The sequence below is a fragment of the Pseudomonas sp. GW821-FHT02A08 genome (assembly GCF_059422045.1).
Map to the genome: position 1 here is coordinate 135613 of NZ_JBWKWD010000003.1, position 16686 is coordinate 152298.

General features: G+C 58.9%; 17 protein-coding genes. 9 read left to right on the forward strand and 8 right to left on the reverse strand.

Translation table 11 applies throughout. From position 1 onward, the window contains the following. The first annotated feature begins 260 nt into the window (after positions 1–260). From AC07W4_RS03850 to AC07W4_RS03885, 8 genes are all read left to right on the forward strand, one after another. On the forward strand, positions 261–1886 hold the full coding sequence (locus AC07W4_RS03850; protein WP_495031548.1) for an NADP-dependent glyceraldehyde-3-phosphate dehydrogenase: 1626 nt from the start codon (positions 261–263) through the stop codon (positions 1884–1886). 166 nt (positions 1887–2052) lie between these two features. Next, the gene (locus AC07W4_RS03855) at positions 2053–3276 is read left to right on the forward strand and encodes a tyrosine-type recombinase/integrase (protein WP_495031549.1); all 1224 of its coding nucleotides are present in this window, start codon (positions 2053–2055) and stop codon (positions 3274–3276) included. A 634-nt stretch (positions 3277–3910) separates the two neighbouring features. Continuing rightward, on the forward strand, positions 3911–4219 hold the full coding sequence (locus tag AC07W4_RS03860) for a helix-turn-helix transcriptional regulator (RefSeq protein ID WP_495031550.1): 309 nt from the start codon (positions 3911–3913) through the stop codon (positions 4217–4219). Between the two features lie 83 nt (positions 4220–4302). Further along, positions 4303–5970, forward strand: coding sequence for a primase-helicase family protein (locus tag AC07W4_RS03865; protein ID WP_495031551.1), 1668 nt, complete (start codon positions 4303–4305; stop codon positions 5968–5970). Then, complete coding sequence (locus AC07W4_RS03870) at positions 5963–6433, forward strand: hypothetical protein (protein WP_495031552.1); 471 nt, start codon at positions 5963–5965, stop codon at positions 6431–6433. The genes AC07W4_RS03865 and AC07W4_RS03870 overlap by 8 nt, the downstream gene beginning before the upstream one ends. Next, positions 6426–6719, forward strand: a complete 294-nt coding sequence (locus AC07W4_RS03875) for a hypothetical protein (RefSeq protein ID WP_495031553.1) — start codon at positions 6426–6428, stop codon at positions 6717–6719. Before AC07W4_RS03870 ends, AC07W4_RS03875 begins: the two co-directional genes overlap by 8 nt. Further along, positions 6716–6943, forward strand: a complete 228-nt coding sequence (locus AC07W4_RS03880; RefSeq protein ID WP_495031554.1) for a hypothetical protein — start codon at positions 6716–6718, stop codon at positions 6941–6943. Before AC07W4_RS03875 ends, AC07W4_RS03880 begins: the two co-directional genes overlap by 4 nt. Before the next feature lie 135 nt (positions 6944–7078). Continuing rightward, complete coding sequence (locus AC07W4_RS03885; protein WP_495031555.1) at positions 7079–7927, forward strand: TIR domain-containing protein; 849 nt, start codon at positions 7079–7081, stop codon at positions 7925–7927. A 201-nt stretch (positions 7928–8128) separates the two neighbouring features. Here the strand turns inward: AC07W4_RS03885 and AC07W4_RS03890 are convergent, their stop codons facing one another. The 8 genes from AC07W4_RS03890 to AC07W4_RS03925 are packed head-to-tail and all read right to left on the reverse strand — an operon-like array spanning position 8129 to position 15059. Then, positions 8129–8368 carry a hypothetical protein gene (locus tag AC07W4_RS03890; protein WP_495031556.1) on the reverse strand — a complete coding sequence of 80 codons (240 nt, stop codon included), beginning with the start codon at positions 8366–8368 and terminating at the stop codon, positions 8129–8131. Position 8369: 1 nt separating this feature from the next. Further along, positions 8370–9359 carry a hypothetical protein gene (locus tag AC07W4_RS03895; protein ID WP_495031557.1) on the reverse strand — a complete coding sequence of 330 codons (990 nt, stop codon included), beginning with the start codon at positions 9357–9359 and terminating at the stop codon, positions 8370–8372. After that, positions 9359–9919, reverse strand: coding sequence for a hypothetical protein (locus AC07W4_RS03900; RefSeq protein WP_495031558.1), 561 nt, complete (start codon positions 9917–9919; stop codon positions 9359–9361). Before AC07W4_RS03900 ends, AC07W4_RS03895 begins: the two co-directional genes overlap by 1 nt. Then, on the reverse strand, positions 9916–10170 hold the full coding sequence (locus AC07W4_RS03905; RefSeq protein WP_495031559.1) for a hypothetical protein: 255 nt from the start codon (positions 10168–10170) through the stop codon (positions 9916–9918). Before AC07W4_RS03905 ends, AC07W4_RS03900 begins: the two co-directional genes overlap by 4 nt. Then, the gene (locus AC07W4_RS03910) at positions 10167–13532 is read right to left on the reverse strand and encodes a hypothetical protein (protein ID WP_495031560.1); all 3366 of its coding nucleotides are present in this window, start codon (positions 13530–13532) and stop codon (positions 10167–10169) included. Before AC07W4_RS03910 ends, AC07W4_RS03905 begins: the two co-directional genes overlap by 4 nt. Further along, a complete protein-coding gene (locus tag AC07W4_RS03915; protein WP_495031561.1) occupies positions 13532–14527 on the reverse strand; it encodes a hypothetical protein in 996 nt (331 codons plus the stop codon). Before AC07W4_RS03915 ends, AC07W4_RS03910 begins: the two co-directional genes overlap by 1 nt. Positions 14528–14562: 35 nt before the next feature. Next, positions 14563–14787: a hypothetical protein gene (locus tag AC07W4_RS03920; protein ID WP_495031562.1), complete on the reverse strand. Its 225-nt coding sequence runs from the start codon at positions 14785–14787 to the stop codon at positions 14563–14565. Next, a complete protein-coding gene (locus tag AC07W4_RS03925) occupies positions 14784–15059 on the reverse strand; it encodes a hypothetical protein (RefSeq protein ID WP_495031563.1) in 276 nt (91 codons plus the stop codon). Before AC07W4_RS03925 ends, AC07W4_RS03920 begins: the two co-directional genes overlap by 4 nt. Before the next feature lie 584 nt (positions 15060–15643). On the opposite strand from AC07W4_RS03925, the gene AC07W4_RS03930 reads away from it, so the two are divergent. After that, on the forward strand, positions 15644–16684 hold the full coding sequence (locus AC07W4_RS03930) for an FUSC family protein (RefSeq protein ID WP_495031564.1): 1041 nt from the start codon (positions 15644–15646) through the stop codon (positions 16682–16684). Positions 16685–16686: the final 2 nt, after the last annotated feature.

The window sequence follows — 16686 nt, forward strand, 5'->3', positions numbered from 1 at the left end:
TCCTCTCATTGGCTGCCCGGCGAGTCGGGCACAGCCTTTTTTGTTGTGATCAAGGAGAGTCAACATTAAGGCACCCTGCACGGGTGGGTTGAGGGCATTGGGGGCCAACAAGGGGAGCTTCTGAGGCCATGACGAAAGGTACCGATAAATCCCCGGACATCACGCTGTACGGAAAAACGCTGAGATGGGTCATGACAAGCGTTGCCGAGGTCTGCTAAAACGATTCATCAGTGCACCACCCAATCCAGAGGGGTAGCGACATGACCACAGCCAATATTCTCCAGAACCTGTTCCCAAGCCCCGCCGACATCCCGGAAAAGTACCGCCTCGACGGCCAGACGGAGCAGCGCGAGTACCTCGTCGATGGCCAATTGAGAACCTGGAGCGGGCCGCTGGCCCAGGTCCGCAGCCCGGTGTACCTGGCCGGCCCGAATGGCGACGAACAGGTGATCCTCGGCAGCACGCCGCTGCTGGATGCCGACACCGCGTTGACCGCCCTGGACGCCGCGGTCCGCGCCTACGATCGCGGTCAGGGCCTGTGGCCGACCATGCGGGTGGCCGAACGCATCCAGCACGTCGAAACCTTCCTGGGGCGCATGCGTGAGCAGCGCGACGCCGTGGTCAAGTTGCTGATGTGGGAAATCGGCAAGAACCTCAAGGACTCGGAAAAGGAATTCGACCGCACCTGCGACTACATCGTCGACACCATCAACGCCCTGAAGGAACTCGACCGCCGCTCCAGCCGTTTCGAACTGGAACAGGACACCCTCGGCCAGATCCGTCGCGTGCCGATGGGCGTGGCCTTGTGCATGGGGCCTTACAACTATCCGTTGAACGAAACCTTCACCACGCTGATCCCGGCGCTGATCATGGGCAATACCGTGGTGTTCAAGCCGGCCAAGCTCGGCGTGCTGCTGATTCGCCCGCTGCTGGAAGCCTTCCGCGACAGCTTCCCGACCGGGGTGATCAACGTCATCTACGGCAGCGGCCGCGAGACGGTCAGTGCGCTGATGGCCAGCGGCAAGATCGACATCTTTGCCTTCATTGGCACCAACAAGGCCGCCAGTGACCTGAAAAAACTCCATCCGAGACCCCACCGCTTGCGCGCGGCGCTGGGCCTGGATGCGAAAAACCCGGGCATCGTCCTGCCGCAAGTGGATCTGGACAACGCGGTCAGTGAAGCGGTGACCGGTTCGCTGTCGTTCAATGGCCAGCGCTGCACGGCCCTGAAGATCCTGTTTGTCCACGAAGACGTAGTCGACGCCTTCATCGACAAATTCAACGCCAGGCTTGCCAACCTCAAACCCGGCATGCCCTGGGAGAGTGGTGTATCCCTGACGCCACTGCCGGAATCGGGCAAGGTCGATTATCTGCATGCACTGGTGGCGGACGCCGAGAGCAAAGGCGCCAGGGTGGTCAACCCCAACGGTGGCGAGGTTCGTGCGTCGTTTTTCTACCCGGCGGTGCTGTACCCGGTCACGCCGCAGATGCGGGTTTATCAGGAAGAACAGTTCGGCCCGGTCATCCCCATCGTGCCGTACCGTCATCTGGATACCGTGATCGACTACGTGCTGGAGTCGGACTTCGGCCAGCAATTGAGCATCTTCGGCACCAACCCGGTGGCGGTCGGCCGGCTGGTGGACACCTTCGCCAACCAGGTCGGGCGCATCAACCTCAATGCCCAGTGCCAGCGCGGCCCGGACACCTATCCCTTCAATGGCCGCAAGAACTCGGCCGAAGGCACCTTGTCGGTACATGACGCACTGCGGGTGTTTTCGATCCGCACCCTGGTGGCCACCAAGTTCCAGGAGACCAACAAGGACCTGATCAGCGAGATCATCAGCGGCCGCAGTTCGAGCTTCCTGACCACCGACTACATCTTCTAATTAGTAATCTACGGAGACATGCGGGCTTACGACTACAACACCTAGTATTTACTTGGCATTGAGACTCCGCCGTTGTCCGGCGCTGTTCGTCGATGCCCCTTGTTATCCGTGATTATTGGGGGCATATTGAGTGGCATGCAACTCAATAGCACAGCTGGATGCCCCCATGGACAAGCTCACCGATGTGAAAATTCGATCACTGACGACTCCCGGAAAATACGCGGACGGCGTCGTTGGTGGTCTTTACATCGAGGTCACCAAGACAGGATCGAAGTTGTGGCGACTGAAGTACCGACTGAACGGGAAGGAAAACCGCTTCTCCATCGGCGGCTATCCCGATATCAGCATCAAGAAGGCACGCGAGGCCGCACAGGGGGCACGAGAGCTGATTGCCGGTGGTATCTCGCCACTGGCAGCCAAGGAAGCTGAAATCGCAGCACGAGCGGCTGCGGTGGCACGAACCTTCCAATCGGTCGCTGACGATTTCATGCAGCACAAGGGGCTGAACGCCCCGAAGCGTTTACCAGGGCATCTGGCACAGCGAACACTGCAAGGCTACGGCGGAGCGCTGGCAAACCACATACTCCCCATCCTCGGGAAACTGCCAGTGCAGGACATCACTCGGGAGAACATCAAGGACATGGTGCGCACCTTGAGCGAGTCGCCAGCGATGGCCGCTTATTCGGTGCGACTTACCAAGTCGATACTCGATAGGGCTATCGATGACGGGCACCTGACCGTGAATGTCGCGGCGGGTCGCGGAATACTGCCGAAGCACAAAGCCACAAGCTTTGCGGCCATCACCGAACCTGCCGACTTGCAGGAACTGCTCTTGCTGCTCGACGGGTATCGTGGACAGGATGCCGTGATGTCCGCGCTGAGGCTGCTCACGATGATCCCGGCGCGCCCTTCTGAAATGACTGCGATGAAGTGGAGCGATCTGGACTTGGACGCCGGAGAGTGGCGCTACACGGTCTCCAAGACAGGGAGCCCGCACATCGCAGCGCTACCAGCACAGGCTGTGGCACTGCTGCGGGAGCTGCAAGAGCGCCGGATACCCAGCAAGGGTGAAGGCTGGGTGTTCCCCTCCCCTAAAAACGTCGCCAACCCAATTGCAACACGGGCGCTGCTAGCGGGACTCGTCGACCGACTCGGTTATGCGCCGGGGTCAATCACAACGCATGGTTTCCGAAGCACGTTTCGGACTATCGCGCACGAGGTACTAAACATCGACTTTGTGGTTTTGGAACTGATGCTATCGCACCGCATGCCCGGACCATTGAGCGCTGTCTACGCAAGGGCACAGCTCCTTAACCAACGTAAGGCAGCGGCGCAGCAATGGGCTGATTATCTCGACTCTTTAAGGGCGAAAGCTGCGTCAGCGGCATGATGTAATTATGCCATCATATTAAATCCCCGATCCTATTAACGCTGAAAGCACCGGAATAGAGCGGTCGCCAATACCTTAATGGGTTTAATACCATTTCCAAAACTGCTCTATATATAGGTGTATATGTATAGAATATACCTTTGCCTTATAATATTATTCATCCTATTAAAGGTATTAAATATATTAAAAATAGTGTGCCGAACCCTCTACTCCGCGCCTCTCAACGATTAATAGGTTGCACTCTTACACCGCGCCAATCCTATTAACTGTGCCGCCAACCCTATTAAATCAACCTCCCGCAACCACCGAAAGGCTTAGATTCACAGTGACATTACGCTAAATTCCCCCGCTGCAATCGTGCCCAGTGCTAAAGGCCATCTTGTAATCCAATCGGACCACATTCTAATCCCGTTAAGCTAAATTTAACGCCCTGGTTCCGAACTAGGCGGTAACACACAAACACGCAACTACATTCCGACTATCAGCGCATACAGCTCGACGAACGGTCTGCCACAACTAAATACTCTATCCAGACGAATAGCCACCCGGCGCTCAAGTTCATCCCTATAATGGCAACCAACGGCGAACTACTGATAGCGCCGCCCCAGTCCGGCCAGCCTTGAGGTATTCCACCATGAACGAACCACGCCACGACGCAGATTACACCGACTTGGTGAACTACGACCCCCTCAGCAACTTCCTCCCGATAATTATTGTCGAGAGAATGGTCTCCATGCGCAGAACCAGCATATATAAAGGCATCGCGGACGGAACCTTTCCAGCACCAGTGCAACTGGGTGAGATGCGCGCCAGTGGCCGTGCCGCACGCGTGGCATGGGTTCGGTCGGAAATCGAAGCGTGGATTGCTGCCAAGATCGCAGCACCGCGTGCCGGTCATGTGCAAGTGCCCGAAAAGAATCCAGCGCTCGCGGCCATGCATTAACGGCCTGGGAAATAAACAGGCAAAGAAAAGCCCCGAACTATATGTGCGCCGCAAACGCAGTTCAGGGCTAGGGAGTACTTTCGATGAGCCTCAATAATACCATATCTGGCTGCGCAACAGCTAGAACTTCCTTTCCAACTTCGCTGATTGGCCTACCCACTTATCAGTTTGGCGAAAGTGCGCAGGAAGTTGAAGACGCGACTGTTGCGGCGATCCGTCGAGAGACTGCGCCAGTTAATAACCACACACCGCTGAAGTTGGTCGGCGGCTCGTCGATGAGTAGCCCGGTCGAACAAGCACTGTTGATGGCGATTGCCCATATCGGTGACGACAAGGTATTGCCCCCCACGGCAGAAACCGCACAGTGCCACAGCAGCGGCCTGACTCCAGAGTCTTGGAATACGCTGCGCGAAATATCCCGCGAGTTCGTCATGCTGTCCTGTAACCGTGGCTTCTGTGCCTATGAGCGCGCCACCGGGATCGAGCATTGCCTGGAGGGTTTTTGCCAACTGGTGTTGAGCAGATACGGGCATCTACGACCCAGCGACCCCACAGCCAAAGAGCAACAGCTATCCGCTGGCAAAACATGGTGGAACGCGCCTCTCTGGCACAAGCGGGTCGTTACCAGCGTGGTCATGGAACCGACCCGCAAATCACCAGCAGACGATGCCGCTGACAATCCCCACGCGTTGAACCGCTGGCATCTGCTGGCCAGGGGACGGGTCATGCCCAACATGAACGCCACTTTGGCGGATATTCAGATATTCACCGACCACCTGCACTACCTCGCGGGCGGCGAACAAGCGGCAGTGCAGCACTTCATGTGCTGGTTGGCGCAGCTGTATCAGTTCCCCGAGCACAAGCTGGGCACTGCCCAGTTCATGTTCTCCGAAAAGAACCACGTCGGTAAGTCGTTCATGATCCACCTGTTCAAGCGAGTGTTCGGCGGGTCACCACTGGTGGCTGAGTGCGAAGGCGCTTCCTTGGGGGACAAGTTCACCAGCCTGCTAGACGACGGGATACTTCGGCTCTACAACGAGCTGCCATCTGGGTTCGATAGATCGCGGGTCGAGGTACTGAAAACCCTTATCAGCGAAAAGACCCGGAAGTCTGAGCGCAAAGGCCGTGATGCCAAAGACATAAACAGCTACGTCAATCTGATCATCACGACGAACAAGGCAGACGCCCTTCCTTTGATGGATAACGACCCGAGGTTCAACGTGTTCCGGTGCCAGGCAGATCGCTTGTCCGATGGGTACTACGAACGCCTAATGGTTTGGTTCGAAGGTGAGGGTCCAGCGCTGCTGGCCGGTGTGTTGGCACAGTGGCAGTTCCCACCTGACTGGAACATCAAGCGCGGCGGTGCCCTTGCGCCACAAACCGCTGCGGCCATCGCCATGCAGCGTGAAAGCCGTGAAGACTTGGTCACCTTCATCGAAGGCTTGATCGCCGGACGTGAAGCACCGTTCGACAGAGATATTGGCCGATCCACCGCGCTGATAGCCCAACTGACCAATGCCTATCCTGCGCTGTTCCCGTTAACCATGAAACTCAACCCCAAAACCCTTGCTGCTGCGCTCCAGAAGCTGGGCGCCGTGAAGATCGGGTCGGGAACGGCTTCCAAGGATAACGCTTGGGCATGGCGGAACCATCATCCGTGGGCGGCTGCATCACTGAAAGACTGGAAAGCCTATCTCGACGATGGTGCCCCACGCCCATTCCAAGTCACAGAGGGTTCCGACCATGAGTAGCCAATCACCTAGCGCGCAGTTGATGCCTCTTGCGCCCACATTGACGCTGTACGGCACAACCGGCAAGCCCATAGGCCCGGACGACAAGCAAACAGCCCTCAGGCGGCGCGAGAAGGTCCGTCTCGACCTGCTCGCGATCCAGTACAGCGAGGAAGCTCTGCTTGCCCTGGTCACCACCATGCGCCAAACCAAGGACGAACGCCTGCGCCGGGATTGTGCCAACGACATTTTGAATCGTGGGCTCGGGCGCACCAAACCCACCACCGAGGATGGGCAGAAGGCTGGGACAGACGCACAGGGTTTGTTGGAGTTGCTGGCCGCGTCGTCAATCAACAACCTGGCCCGCGAACAAGCCCAGCGGACCCTAGGCCATACGAAAACCGAGCCCAAAGACGTAACGCCGGATGTTATCGAGCACGACGCGGAAGCGTTCCTGAGAGATTTGGAGAACGATCATGACTAGCGTATTCAACAGCACCTATCGTATGCCCTACGGCGTAGGCGGGTACAACCATGTACGTAGCTCATCCGCGAGTTCGACGTGCCAAACCATCTACCGGCTTGCCCATGCACAACGGCTCGCAGACCACGATGCACTGTACGCAAAGTACCCGGTGGAGCAGATCAAGTCGATGCGGCGTACGTTGCGTTCGCACCGGTATGAGCGCATCAGCGACGCACAGGTGCTGGCTGCCCTGGACAAGTTAAGCCGGATCGTTGAGGACGGCAGCGGGGAGACTCAATCATGAACGAAGTCATGAAGAACCTGATTGGCCTTGCCGTGTTCATCGGTGTGCTGGTTGTCCTCGCCTACGGCGGCAATGAACGCTGTGACCGCGCTGACGCCCTCGTGGCGCGCATTGATGCGATGTACGACCAACCCCTGAGCCAAGCCATGGAAAAGCAGGTGGACGCGCTCAGGAAGGACGCTGAAGCACAGGTGTGCGAGGAACCGGAGTGGAAGGACTACTGAGGGCCAAACTGGCAGCACATGGTGGACACGGTGATGGCGAGTCGGTAGCGTTTCCAGCTTGCGCTAATCTGTGCTGCGGCTGAGATTGTCGCGATCCTTGCCGCCTAAGGGCACCACCGAGAATGGACACGCTTGATGAGCCTACAATATTTAGAGAGCCGTTTTGACAAGGTCAGCTATTTACAAAACTTGCTGATCGCTCACGCCACAGGGAAGCCTGCTGAGTCGGTCGAGTATCAGCAACTTCGCCAGGAGTTGCTCAACGATAACGAAATAGCAAGCCGGCTCCCGTCATGGCTGAAGCACCACAGAGACCTTGAATCCTTTTGGGGTTTTATCCAGCCTAAATTTGGCACGTACGCCGAGCGAAGGACATACCTGTCTCAACAGTTTACCGCGCTGCTTGATGAGCTCGAGTTCGGCACTTCTGCGACGTCGAACCAATCACCCACTATGGTTAACGTCCCACCACCGCCATTTCCACCCACTCCCAGCGCTTCGCTTTTCAACAAACCTGCGAGCGCACCGGTCGCGAGAAACAAGAGAAACATTTTCATCGTTCACGGTCGAGACAACGAAGCCAAACAGGAAGTAAGTCGTTTCGTTGACAGTCTTGGGCTGAAGTCGATCATCCTTCACGAGCAAGCAAGTGGCGGTAGGACGATTATCGAAAAAATCGAGCACTACTCTGGCGAGGCTGACTTTGCCATTGTGCTCTATACGCCGTGCGATCAAGGCCGTGGGCACCACGAGAAACACGTGGTGGGGCCGAGAGACCGAGCACGACAAAACGTCGTCTTCGAGCACGGTTACCTGATGGCAAAGCTTGGTCGGGAAAACGTTTGTGCATTGGTAAAAGGCGATGTCGAGACCCCCAACGACATCAATGGCGTGGTCTATGTAGGTTTGGACCCAATTGGGGCTTGGAAGGCGGCTGTCGTGAAAGAACTCAGGGAGTGCGGGTACGTTGTAACTGGGTGGTAGCCCTAACGCTGTACCCGGAAAACACAAGGGGCCAATCAAGGCCCCTTTTCCATGTGCACATGATCATTTGCCGTTTGATGGTTTGCCTGGACCCTTGTCCTTCGCCAGCCCTGGCCAGCAGTCTGATGTGGGTATAGGCCGCTTCTCGGTCTTCGCTGGTTTGGTTTTCGGTGGTGCGATTTTGATAGGCATTTTACATCCTCACATGATGGGCGGCTTCGCCCGGAATAGTTCGTCTCTGAATTCGCGCTCTATTACGCTGACGGGGACACGGGTATTGAACACCCACGTTGCCAGCCGCATTCCACGCAAAACCTGACGGCGCGCACGCTTGACCGCCTCATTGGTCCCACTCTCGATCTCGGCTTGCAGGTCAGCTAGCAGTGCTTCCAGGCGCATTTCGCGAGTAGGCGGCCCCCTGCGGGTTTTTTCGTCGTGCATGTCAGTCTCCAAACGCGAGCGCGTTGTTGCCGTTGGCCACTTTCATCGATTCGAACATTTCGTTGAAGGTGGCGTCGTCCATCCGTGACAGCTGATCCTCATCAACTTGCACACGTTGTCTTGGCGTTGCGGGTTTCATCGCCTGCTTGAACTGCTTGTCGCTCATGTTCGCCAACTGTTCCATGGTCGCTGGCTGGCGTTGCTGGCTGTGCGGCACACGACCGTTGGCACGGTATCCAAGCTCACGCGCCCTGCCATAGACGTACTCAGCGGGGTTGACGCCCTGGTCAGAACAATTTTTCAAGAAGGCCATGGCAGCCATAGACCTCATGGTTGCGTAACCCTGTTCGTCGAGACCTGGATACTGCTGTTTAATCTGCTGGTCAGCGTGTGCAAAAAGGTGGTCGAAGGCACCCCGGTATGCGGCCTCATCGCCATTCAGATGCTCGGCGATATACTCGGCTTCGATACCACCAACTACGGGAGCAACCTCGGCAGCGTGCCGGGAGAACTCTTGGGTCTGGCGCTGGAACTGCTGACGGTACTGTTCGGCCTGCTGTGCTTCCTGCTGACGCAACTGCTCAAGGGCAAACCTCCCGTTAATGTTCCCTTCCGGATCTTCTTCAAACGCTGGAATCTGCGCTTCAAGTTGTGCCCACCGCTGCTGTTCAAGTTGTGCTCGTTGCAGTTGTAACTGCTGCATTTGCACAGCCGCCATGTGCTGGCGCTGGGCTTCAAGCTGCTGGGATTGTTCGTCCAACTGCTGGCGCTGCTGCTGCAACGCCTCAGACGGCACAGGTTGTTGCCCCGGCTCATAGTCGGGTTGAAGGTGTGCATCCCGGCGCGCTACTTGGTCATCGAAGGCCTCAAGGTCATCAGCAACATCATGCGGGAGCATGCCCTGGTCGTTATCGAGGTCGTCGTCGCTGAACCCGGTAGTGCCGGTTAATTCAGCGGCGAGCCCTTGCGAAATATCGTCTTCGAATTCCATCACTTGGTTCCTCTTTTACGGGGTGCATTCAGGGCAGGACCATCGACAGGCGCTGCACAGGTGGTAGCAGCGGCGATGCCATACCGTTCACTAAGCTGTGCAGCGGCCACCTTCGCCGCCTTGGCGCGTTCTTTCGCAGCAATGGCACTGCCCAACTCGATGCGCAGTTTTTCAAGCTGATTCGCACTGTTGCGGCGGTTGGTGTAGCGGTCGATTTCGTCCTGGGTGAGCGGGGTCCGTGCGATGTCGACCGGGCTCATGCCGCACGTGAACATGCGAACCGTGCGCCTCTCCGCGCGCTGGATTTTGACCAGCCAGGACAGGTATTCACCCTCAGCGATGGCGGCATGCCTCGCTTCCACAACGGTCGGCACCGCTGGCAAGATCGCGCTGACGTCGAACAGCGGCGCAGCTAGCTTCACTCGATAGGCGCCGCCTTCGGTGGCAACAATCTGGCCACGGGTATAGTCAATGTGGTGTAGCTCAGCGTCATCGCGTAGTTGCTTGAGACGGCCACCGTCAAAGATGGTAGGTCGCTCTCTATCTGCTTCGTATTTCATGATTCTCCCCCCTTCAAGGTTGCGATTTGTGCCTCGAGCGATGCGATTTCAGCAGCATTCGCAGCGCCAACAAGATCAAGCTTTAACCGTGCTTGCCGGACCTTGGCCTTCGCCCTGGCCAGTGGCAGCTCATGTGCTGCCAAGGCCCGCTCGGCACAGGTAACTGCATCTGCCAGCCGGTTGTGCTCAGCCTCGACGGCGAGCAATTCATGCTTCGCGATTTCGAGGGCCTGTCGATTTACGTCAGTCATTTCTGTGGCCCTCCAAGGGCGGTGTGGAGTCGGTCGAGCGCAGCACGGTTGCCGGTGCTGATGAGTGGGAGCATTGCCATACGGACGGCGGCGCGTGCCTTCTTGGCTATGTTGTCGAGCAGGTCGCGTTTCTGGTCGTCGCCGAGCGTTTTCCAGCCCGGAGCGGACATGGCACGTTGCGCACCGGCATGGATCATCTGCCCGACCAGCTGCTGCATTTCGTGTTGCTGCGCAGGTGAGAAGGCCACCTTCTGGTGACGTACGGTGACGTAATTACGGGCTTCGCCTGGGGACCATCCCAAGCGTGCAGCCTCCAGCCGTACAGGGTCGGTCGACTCTTTCGACTGTGCTATCGGCGCAGCGATGGAGAGCGGGCCACCGGGGTAGGTGCGGTTCGGCACAGGGGTGCCAAAGGCGTCGAGCTTTTCGGGCAGGGTTTCGCGGAGCCCAGGCACCCGGTATTGGATGGCGTCGAGCACAGAGTTGCCTTCACGGGCGTAGGGGTCGCGTTCGCTGGCGATGTTGGAGAGCAAGGTGACTGGCTGGGCGAGCGTTCCGCCCATCTGGCGCAGATACCATGGCCCGTTGCGTTTTGGGTCTTGTAAGAACTCGACAAAGTTACTCAAGCCCTGCATGTAGGTCTTGTTCACAGTGTTGTTTACGACCGAACCAAGCACATTGGCGGCAACGTCGCCCGCGCCTTTGTCCTGGTAATCCATGGTCGCCATGTCAGCGGCCAGCCCGAGCCACTGACTGAACGGGTCGAGCCGACTGTATTCGTGATAGGTGTCGCCGACCTTGATCGAGTAGGGGCGCCAGCCGGTGGCGAGCAGTGCGGCCTTTTCCTTCTTGTCGTCGGGTCCGGCACCGGTAACGTACCCGGCGTTCGCGGCCATGCCAGCGGCTACCATGACGCTGCTGCCCCATAGCATTCTGGCGACTGCGCGCTCTTGCTTGGCTCCGCCCGCCATCAGGTCGGCGCGGACATCTTCGAACAAAGGCGCAACCGGGGTTCGCTTCAGACCGAACTTGACGATGTTGGCGGGGGTCCGCACAAAGGGGACGATCAGGTTAAGCCATGGCTGTTTGGCCTTGGCCGACATGATGGCTTGGGCAAAGGCGCCCGCTTGATTGTTGAAGGTCTGCGTACGTGCGTGCTCGCCTGCCGACTCGATCATGCTGGGCGTGGGGTCTTGCACCAGCTGTTCGATGCGCTGGCTCAGTTTGGCGCCTGCTGGAAGCTGGCCGAGTTTCTTTTCGGCCAATGCGGTCTGCCGTGCAAGAGTGCGCAACTCACCCTCATAGTTCAGCGTGGCGAAGAAAGCGTCTTCAGCACCAAGTGCGCGATATGGCACAGACGCCAGCTTGTCCGCCGCCCACCCTGCCGTGGCGAGTACGCCGGATGGACGGGGCGCATTCATGCTGCTACCGATTGCGCCAGTTTCCTGCTTACCACCACCGAGCATGGGAGAGTCACCCGTGCGGAAAGCATCATAGGCAGCGGTGCCAGCCTTGGCCGAACCCTTGGCCATGCCCATCAGCAAATCGAGCGGTTCGGCGAATACGGTTTGCCCGGACTTGCCACCGGTAAGGGCTCGCTTGGCACCGCCGATGCCAGCGGCGATGCCGCGTTCGATAATCTCGTTGCCGAGGGTCATAGCATTGGACGTGATGTTCACGGCGTGTGTGCGAACGCCAGACAACAACGCGGCTCTGTAGTAGTAGCCGAACAGCCGAGACATCTTGCCTTCGGGCTGGCTGATGAGTTTGGCGGCATTGGTCAGGCCCCCACTCTGGATTGCCTTGCCCAGCGCCTTGGCTGCATCGTCAGCACCGCCGATACCACCGACCGCCTCCAGCACATTCTTGGCTTGGCTGTAGTCCATGGCTTGGCGTTTGTACGCGGACAATGCCCGACCCGCTTCGGCGCGTGCCCCGGAAAGGTCGGCAAAGGTACTGCGCAGTTGTCCCAGCGATTGCACGAAGGACGCCCGGTCGATGTCGGTAGCGTTTCCCGAAGCAATGCGCGATTGCAGGTCGAGCACATCCTTCAAGTTGTCTTGCACATGCGAAGTCAGGGCGACGGTCTGTTCCGCGTTGAGAGCTTCACCGATCTTGCGGTTGAACACCTGCGCATCGGAGCCCTGCAGGCCAATCAGGGTGGCCAGCCGATCACGTTCGGCAATGGATTGCACACCACGGCGGGCGTCTTCGACGTTCAACTCAACGGGCTTGAGCAAGTCCATCGTCTGGGTACGTTGTTCACCCTGAAGGTTGAGCCGATCCAACAGCGGGTTGATGTCCTGGCTACCCGCATACGGCAGGGCTTCGGGCTTGGGCGCGACGGCCAGCGTGGGCATCTCTGGTGCGATCTGGGGGGCGCTGGGCACAGGGTGAGGCGCTGGCATGCCCTGTTGCTGCTGGGCTTGCTGTTCCTGCACCAGCGGATCGGGTGTCGGGGTGCTCCGCGCACCCGGTGCGTGGCCCATGGCGCCTGCCAATACTGAACCCATCGCACCGTTAACCAATGCGTCTTGCACATTGAACGGCTGCTGCATGTTTTCGGGCAGAGTCATATTGCGTAGTTGGCGTGAAGCTTCACCAGTCAAGGCGCCGAGTGGCGCACCAGTGGCCGCACGAGTAAGGAGGTTGCCCGGTGCCGACATGGGCAACAAGCCCATCCCGACGTTCGCCGCGCCGGAAGCGATGGCGGCTTTCATTGCGTCGGTCAGGTCGCCAGTTTCAGCGGCAACGTCATGACCCGTATTGATTGCGTCGGTCAGTGCAGGGACGGCCATGGTGCGCGCTGCCTGGCCGACTTGATTAGCTACGCCGGGTAACGCACTGGTGGCGGCTTCGGCGAGCGCTGGGGCGCGTGAAAGTCCACCTGTTGCGGCCATCGCGGCGAGGTTTCCAGCGAAGCCGCCACCGGCATTCAACAGCTTGTTGGCAAACGAAGCATCAGGCTGCGGGGTCAGCGAGTCGGCGCGCTGTTGCAGCGGAGTCAGCACATGTTGATTGAGCGCATCCTGCGCGGCGGTGGTCGGCTGATCGCTGAACATCGAGCGCAATTTATCGAAGGCAGTCGCGGCGGGAATACCGAGAATGCGACCGGCAGCCAGACCCATGTTGTCGACGGATCGAGCGGCACCGTAGTAAAGCTGCATCGGGTCGACGCCATCCTGCACAGGTTTTTGTGGTGCGGTGCGATCCGCGACCCAATCGCCCATCGTGCTGGGTTGTGTTGGATGGGCCTGCTGATCGGCCTGGGCGTAGTCCGCCCATGGCGGTGCCTCGTCCGGTGTAGCGGCAGCAGCCTGCGGCGGGTCAGCCGCGTAGTCTTCCCACGGCATACCGGCCATTAGATTTTGCTCCAGCTTGCAGCACTGGCAGGGTTGCCGCCGTTATAGCGATGCCCCTTCACAATGGCACCGACTGCGGGTGCGTTCGGGTACTGCTGCGCGTTATTGGCAGACGGTGCCGCTGCTTGCGCCAAGGCTTCCACGCTGTTCGGGTTGGGTTGGCGTTGTGGCACAGCACCGCCCATGACCATCGGCGCAGGTGGCCGTGGTGCATAGCTTTGCAGTGGTGCGGTTCCAGGCAGTGCCGGGTTCGGTGGGGTCTGTGGTGCAGGCGTGGCCGCTGTCGCGTCAGCACCGTCACCAGCCAGATCGGCCCACGGATCGCTCTTTGGTGCGAATCGCTGGTAAGGCGCGCCATACGGTTTGTACTGGCCCGTCGCGGCATCAAACATGTGCTTTTGCACACGACCATCGGGCAGTGGTTCTTCGATGATCTGGTGGGGCATAGGCGCTTTCGGCTCTTTCGAACCACCACCGCCGCCACCTTGGGCCAAACGCGCTTCGAACTGTGCCTGCGACTGATCCATGCGCTGCTGTTGCAGTGCCTGACTGGCTTCGAAACGCTGCTGGGTATTGTCCTGGCTCGTAGCACGCAGCAGCTCTGACGGGTCAATGCCGAGTGCAGCAAACTGCCGGGCAGTAGGAGATAATTTGCTAAGAAAATCAGGATCTTGCAACGCGGCTTGGTAGCGCTGCTGTTGCTCAAGCTTTTGCTGTGCGGCCTGCTGTAGCTGATGCTGTCTGGCTTGTTCGGTCGCGATCTGGTCACGGCGGTACTGCTGCAATGCCTGCTGTTGCTGCATCTGGCTCATGCCCTGTAGCGCCAGACCAAGCCGTTCACCCATGCCCGCATTGTCGGCACGGTAGCCACTGTTCGCCAGCATCTGCACACCGAACTGGCCGAGCGGTGTGCTGGTCAGGTTGCCGATGCCTTGGTTCAAACCGGTGCCGAGTTTGGCGAGGTTGTCGGCTGAAAAAAGGTCGCTGAAAGCCATGGTCGTTCTCCACTCGGCGCCTATGCACCGCGCTATCAATGCAAGGTGTATGCACCGCTCTCGCGCTGCTGCATGGCGAACGCGATCAGGGCTTCGGTTGGGTCGAGGTAGTCCGCCAGGGTTCGGGCGTCGAAGCCGGGTTCGTCCCGCAGGCTTGTGGTCGGCACAGGGGGCAGCTCGACGATGGACAGGTTGGGGGTTTGCTGCACCCGCTGGCCAAAGGTCATAAGTGGCGGGAACTGGAGGACTGTCGCGCTCATGACTGTTCACCATGGGGACGGGGTTTGCGGCACTTGGCACTGAGCGCACAACGCAGGCGGCACTCGGCATCGGTCAGGTGGGCCGTGGCCGTCAGCACAAATTCAGCGAGGTCGTCGAGGTCGTAGACCGGCGCAGGTCGGCCAGCGGTTGGCACAGTGGCGCAAGGCTTGACCAGTTCGTCGCGGTGCAGTCTGAAGAAAGATCCATCCAGATCGGCTAGGTCGGCCAGTGTGGCTTGGCTGATGTGGGTGACTGTTTCGACTTCGTTCATGGCTGGGCCCCTTGGGGTTTTGTGGAAATTCCCGGATAGCCATATTCTAGGGCGGAATAAAAACAGCATCTATATGTGTATTCTAGATATAAGCTGAGTAATAGACGAACGGTATGTATCGTTGTAATTCGAGTGACATTGATAGGGTGGGTATATGCGGGGAAATTTTTATGGCGGGGATTTTTTATGGCGGGGATTTTTTATGGCGGGGATTTTTTATGGCGGGGATTTTTTATGGCGGGGATTTTTTATGGGCGTGTCACTGTTTTTCAGTGGGTCTGGACTGCGAATTTAGGTATCGGGGGTTCACTGGTAGATATGTAGTGAGAGCGACGCGCAAAGGACGGCACCCCCGCCCCCCTACCCCCTCCGACTCAGCTACCCTATTTCCCAGGCAGACTGGCTTGGGGGCAGCTTCGCTAGGTGACGCTGGCCGAGGGGCATAACTGGGGGCATATCTTCGTAATTCGAAGCCACATCACCCTTCAATGCATTGTGCTAGAGCCTTCAACCACAAATACGACCGACTACATCTTCTGAGGAGAGCCAGCCTGAGTACATCCAGAGCCCACGGGCTGCCACCTTTGCTGCGCCGACTGCTGCGTCCGTTGCTGGACCCGTACCGGCGCTACCGCCATGCCCGGGTGATCCACGCGGTGCGGGTGTCGCTCGGGTTGCTGGCGACGATCCTGCTGACCACCGGGATCCATCTGCCCCACGGTGAGTGGGCGTCGGTGACCATGCTGGTGGTGATCGGCGGCTTGCAACACCACGGCAACATCGGCAAGAAAGCCGCCGAGCGCGCCATCGGCACCTTGATCGGTGCCGGTGTCGGCCTGGTGCTGGTGGCACAACAGGCCTGGCTCGGGATGCCCTGGCTGACCTATTTCGCGATGTCGGTGGTCTGCGGGTTTTTCTCGTATCACGCCATCGGCAAGGGCGGCTACACGGCGCTGCTGTCGGCGATTACCGTGTTCATCGTCGCCGGGCACGGCGACAACCCGGTCACCGATGGCTTGTGGCGCGGGGTGGATATCCTGATCGGCATTGCCCTGGCCCTGGCGTTTTCCTTCGCCCTGCCGCTGTACGCGGTTTATTCCTGGCGCTACAACCTGGCAGATGCCTTGCGAGATTGCGCGAAAATCTACGGGCGCATCATTGACGGCCAGGCCATCACCGCCGACGAACACCTCAAGCTCATGACCCGCCTGAACGCGGCGATGGTGCAACTTCGCTCACTGATGCCTTCGGTGTCCAAGGAAGTGAAGATTTCCATGACCGAACTCGATGCCCTCCAGCGCAACCTGCGCATGTGCGTCAGCACCCTGGAAATCCTCGGCAATACCCGACCGGATGTCAGTGACCCCGAGGCGATGTCGCTGATGCAAACGGCATTGAAAGCCGAGCATCGGCAGATTCGCGTGCAATTGATCGGTATGGCCCGGGCGTTGAAATCAGGCGCCGCCCAGCGGCTCGATCGGCCCGTGGATGTGCCGCTTGTCAGTCTCGATGCGCCGGTCTACAACACCCTGGACGGGTATCGCTTGCTGACTCAACAACTGGCCGCCAATGTCGGCGAGATGCGCCAGCGCCTGGCCCGGAACGCGCAGCGCTGGAACATCTGACG

Coding starts and splice junctions, on each gene's coding strand:
- AC07W4_RS03900 (WP_495031558.1), bottom strand. CDS start 9,919: ATGAAATACGAAGCAGATAGAGAGCGACCTACCATCTTTGACGGTGGC.
- AC07W4_RS03865 (WP_495031551.1), top strand. CDS start 4,303: ATGAGCCTCAATAATACCATATCTGGCTGCGCAACAGCTAGAACTTCC.
- AC07W4_RS03860 (WP_495031550.1), top strand. CDS start 3,911: ATGAACGAACCACGCCACGACGCAGATTACACCGACTTGGTGAACTAC.
- AC07W4_RS03885 (WP_495031555.1), top strand. CDS start 7,079: ATGAGCCTACAATATTTAGAGAGCCGTTTTGACAAGGTCAGCTATTTA.
- AC07W4_RS03915 (WP_495031561.1), bottom strand. CDS start 14,527: ATGGCTTTCAGCGACCTTTTTTCAGCCGACAACCTCGCCAAACTCGGC.
- AC07W4_RS03890 (WP_495031556.1), bottom strand. CDS start 8,368: ATGCACGACGAAAAAACCCGCAGGGGGCCGCCTACTCGCGAAATGCGC.
- AC07W4_RS03905 (WP_495031559.1), bottom strand. CDS start 10,170: ATGACTGACGTAAATCGACAGGCCCTCGAAATCGCGAAGCATGAATTG.
- AC07W4_RS03920 (WP_495031562.1), bottom strand. CDS start 14,787: ATGAGCGCGACAGTCCTCCAGTTCCCGCCACTTATGACCTTTGGCCAG.
- AC07W4_RS03925 (WP_495031563.1), bottom strand. CDS start 15,059: ATGAACGAAGTCGAAACAGTCACCCACATCAGCCAAGCCACACTGGCC.
- AC07W4_RS03875 (WP_495031553.1), top strand. CDS start 6,426: ATGACTAGCGTATTCAACAGCACCTATCGTATGCCCTACGGCGTAGGC.
- AC07W4_RS03895 (WP_495031557.1), bottom strand. CDS start 9,359: ATGGAATTCGAAGACGATATTTCGCAAGGGCTCGCCGCTGAATTAACC.
- AC07W4_RS03850 (WP_495031548.1), top strand. CDS start 261: ATGACCACAGCCAATATTCTCCAGAACCTGTTCCCAAGCCCCGCCGAC.
- AC07W4_RS03880 (WP_495031554.1), top strand. CDS start 6,716: ATGAACGAAGTCATGAAGAACCTGATTGGCCTTGCCGTGTTCATCGGT.
- AC07W4_RS03910 (WP_495031560.1), bottom strand. CDS start 13,532: ATGGCCGGTATGCCGTGGGAAGACTACGCGGCTGACCCGCCGCAGGCT.
- AC07W4_RS03855 (WP_495031549.1), top strand. CDS start 2,053: ATGGACAAGCTCACCGATGTGAAAATTCGATCACTGACGACTCCCGGA.
- AC07W4_RS03870 (WP_495031552.1), top strand. CDS start 5,963: ATGAGTAGCCAATCACCTAGCGCGCAGTTGATGCCTCTTGCGCCCACA.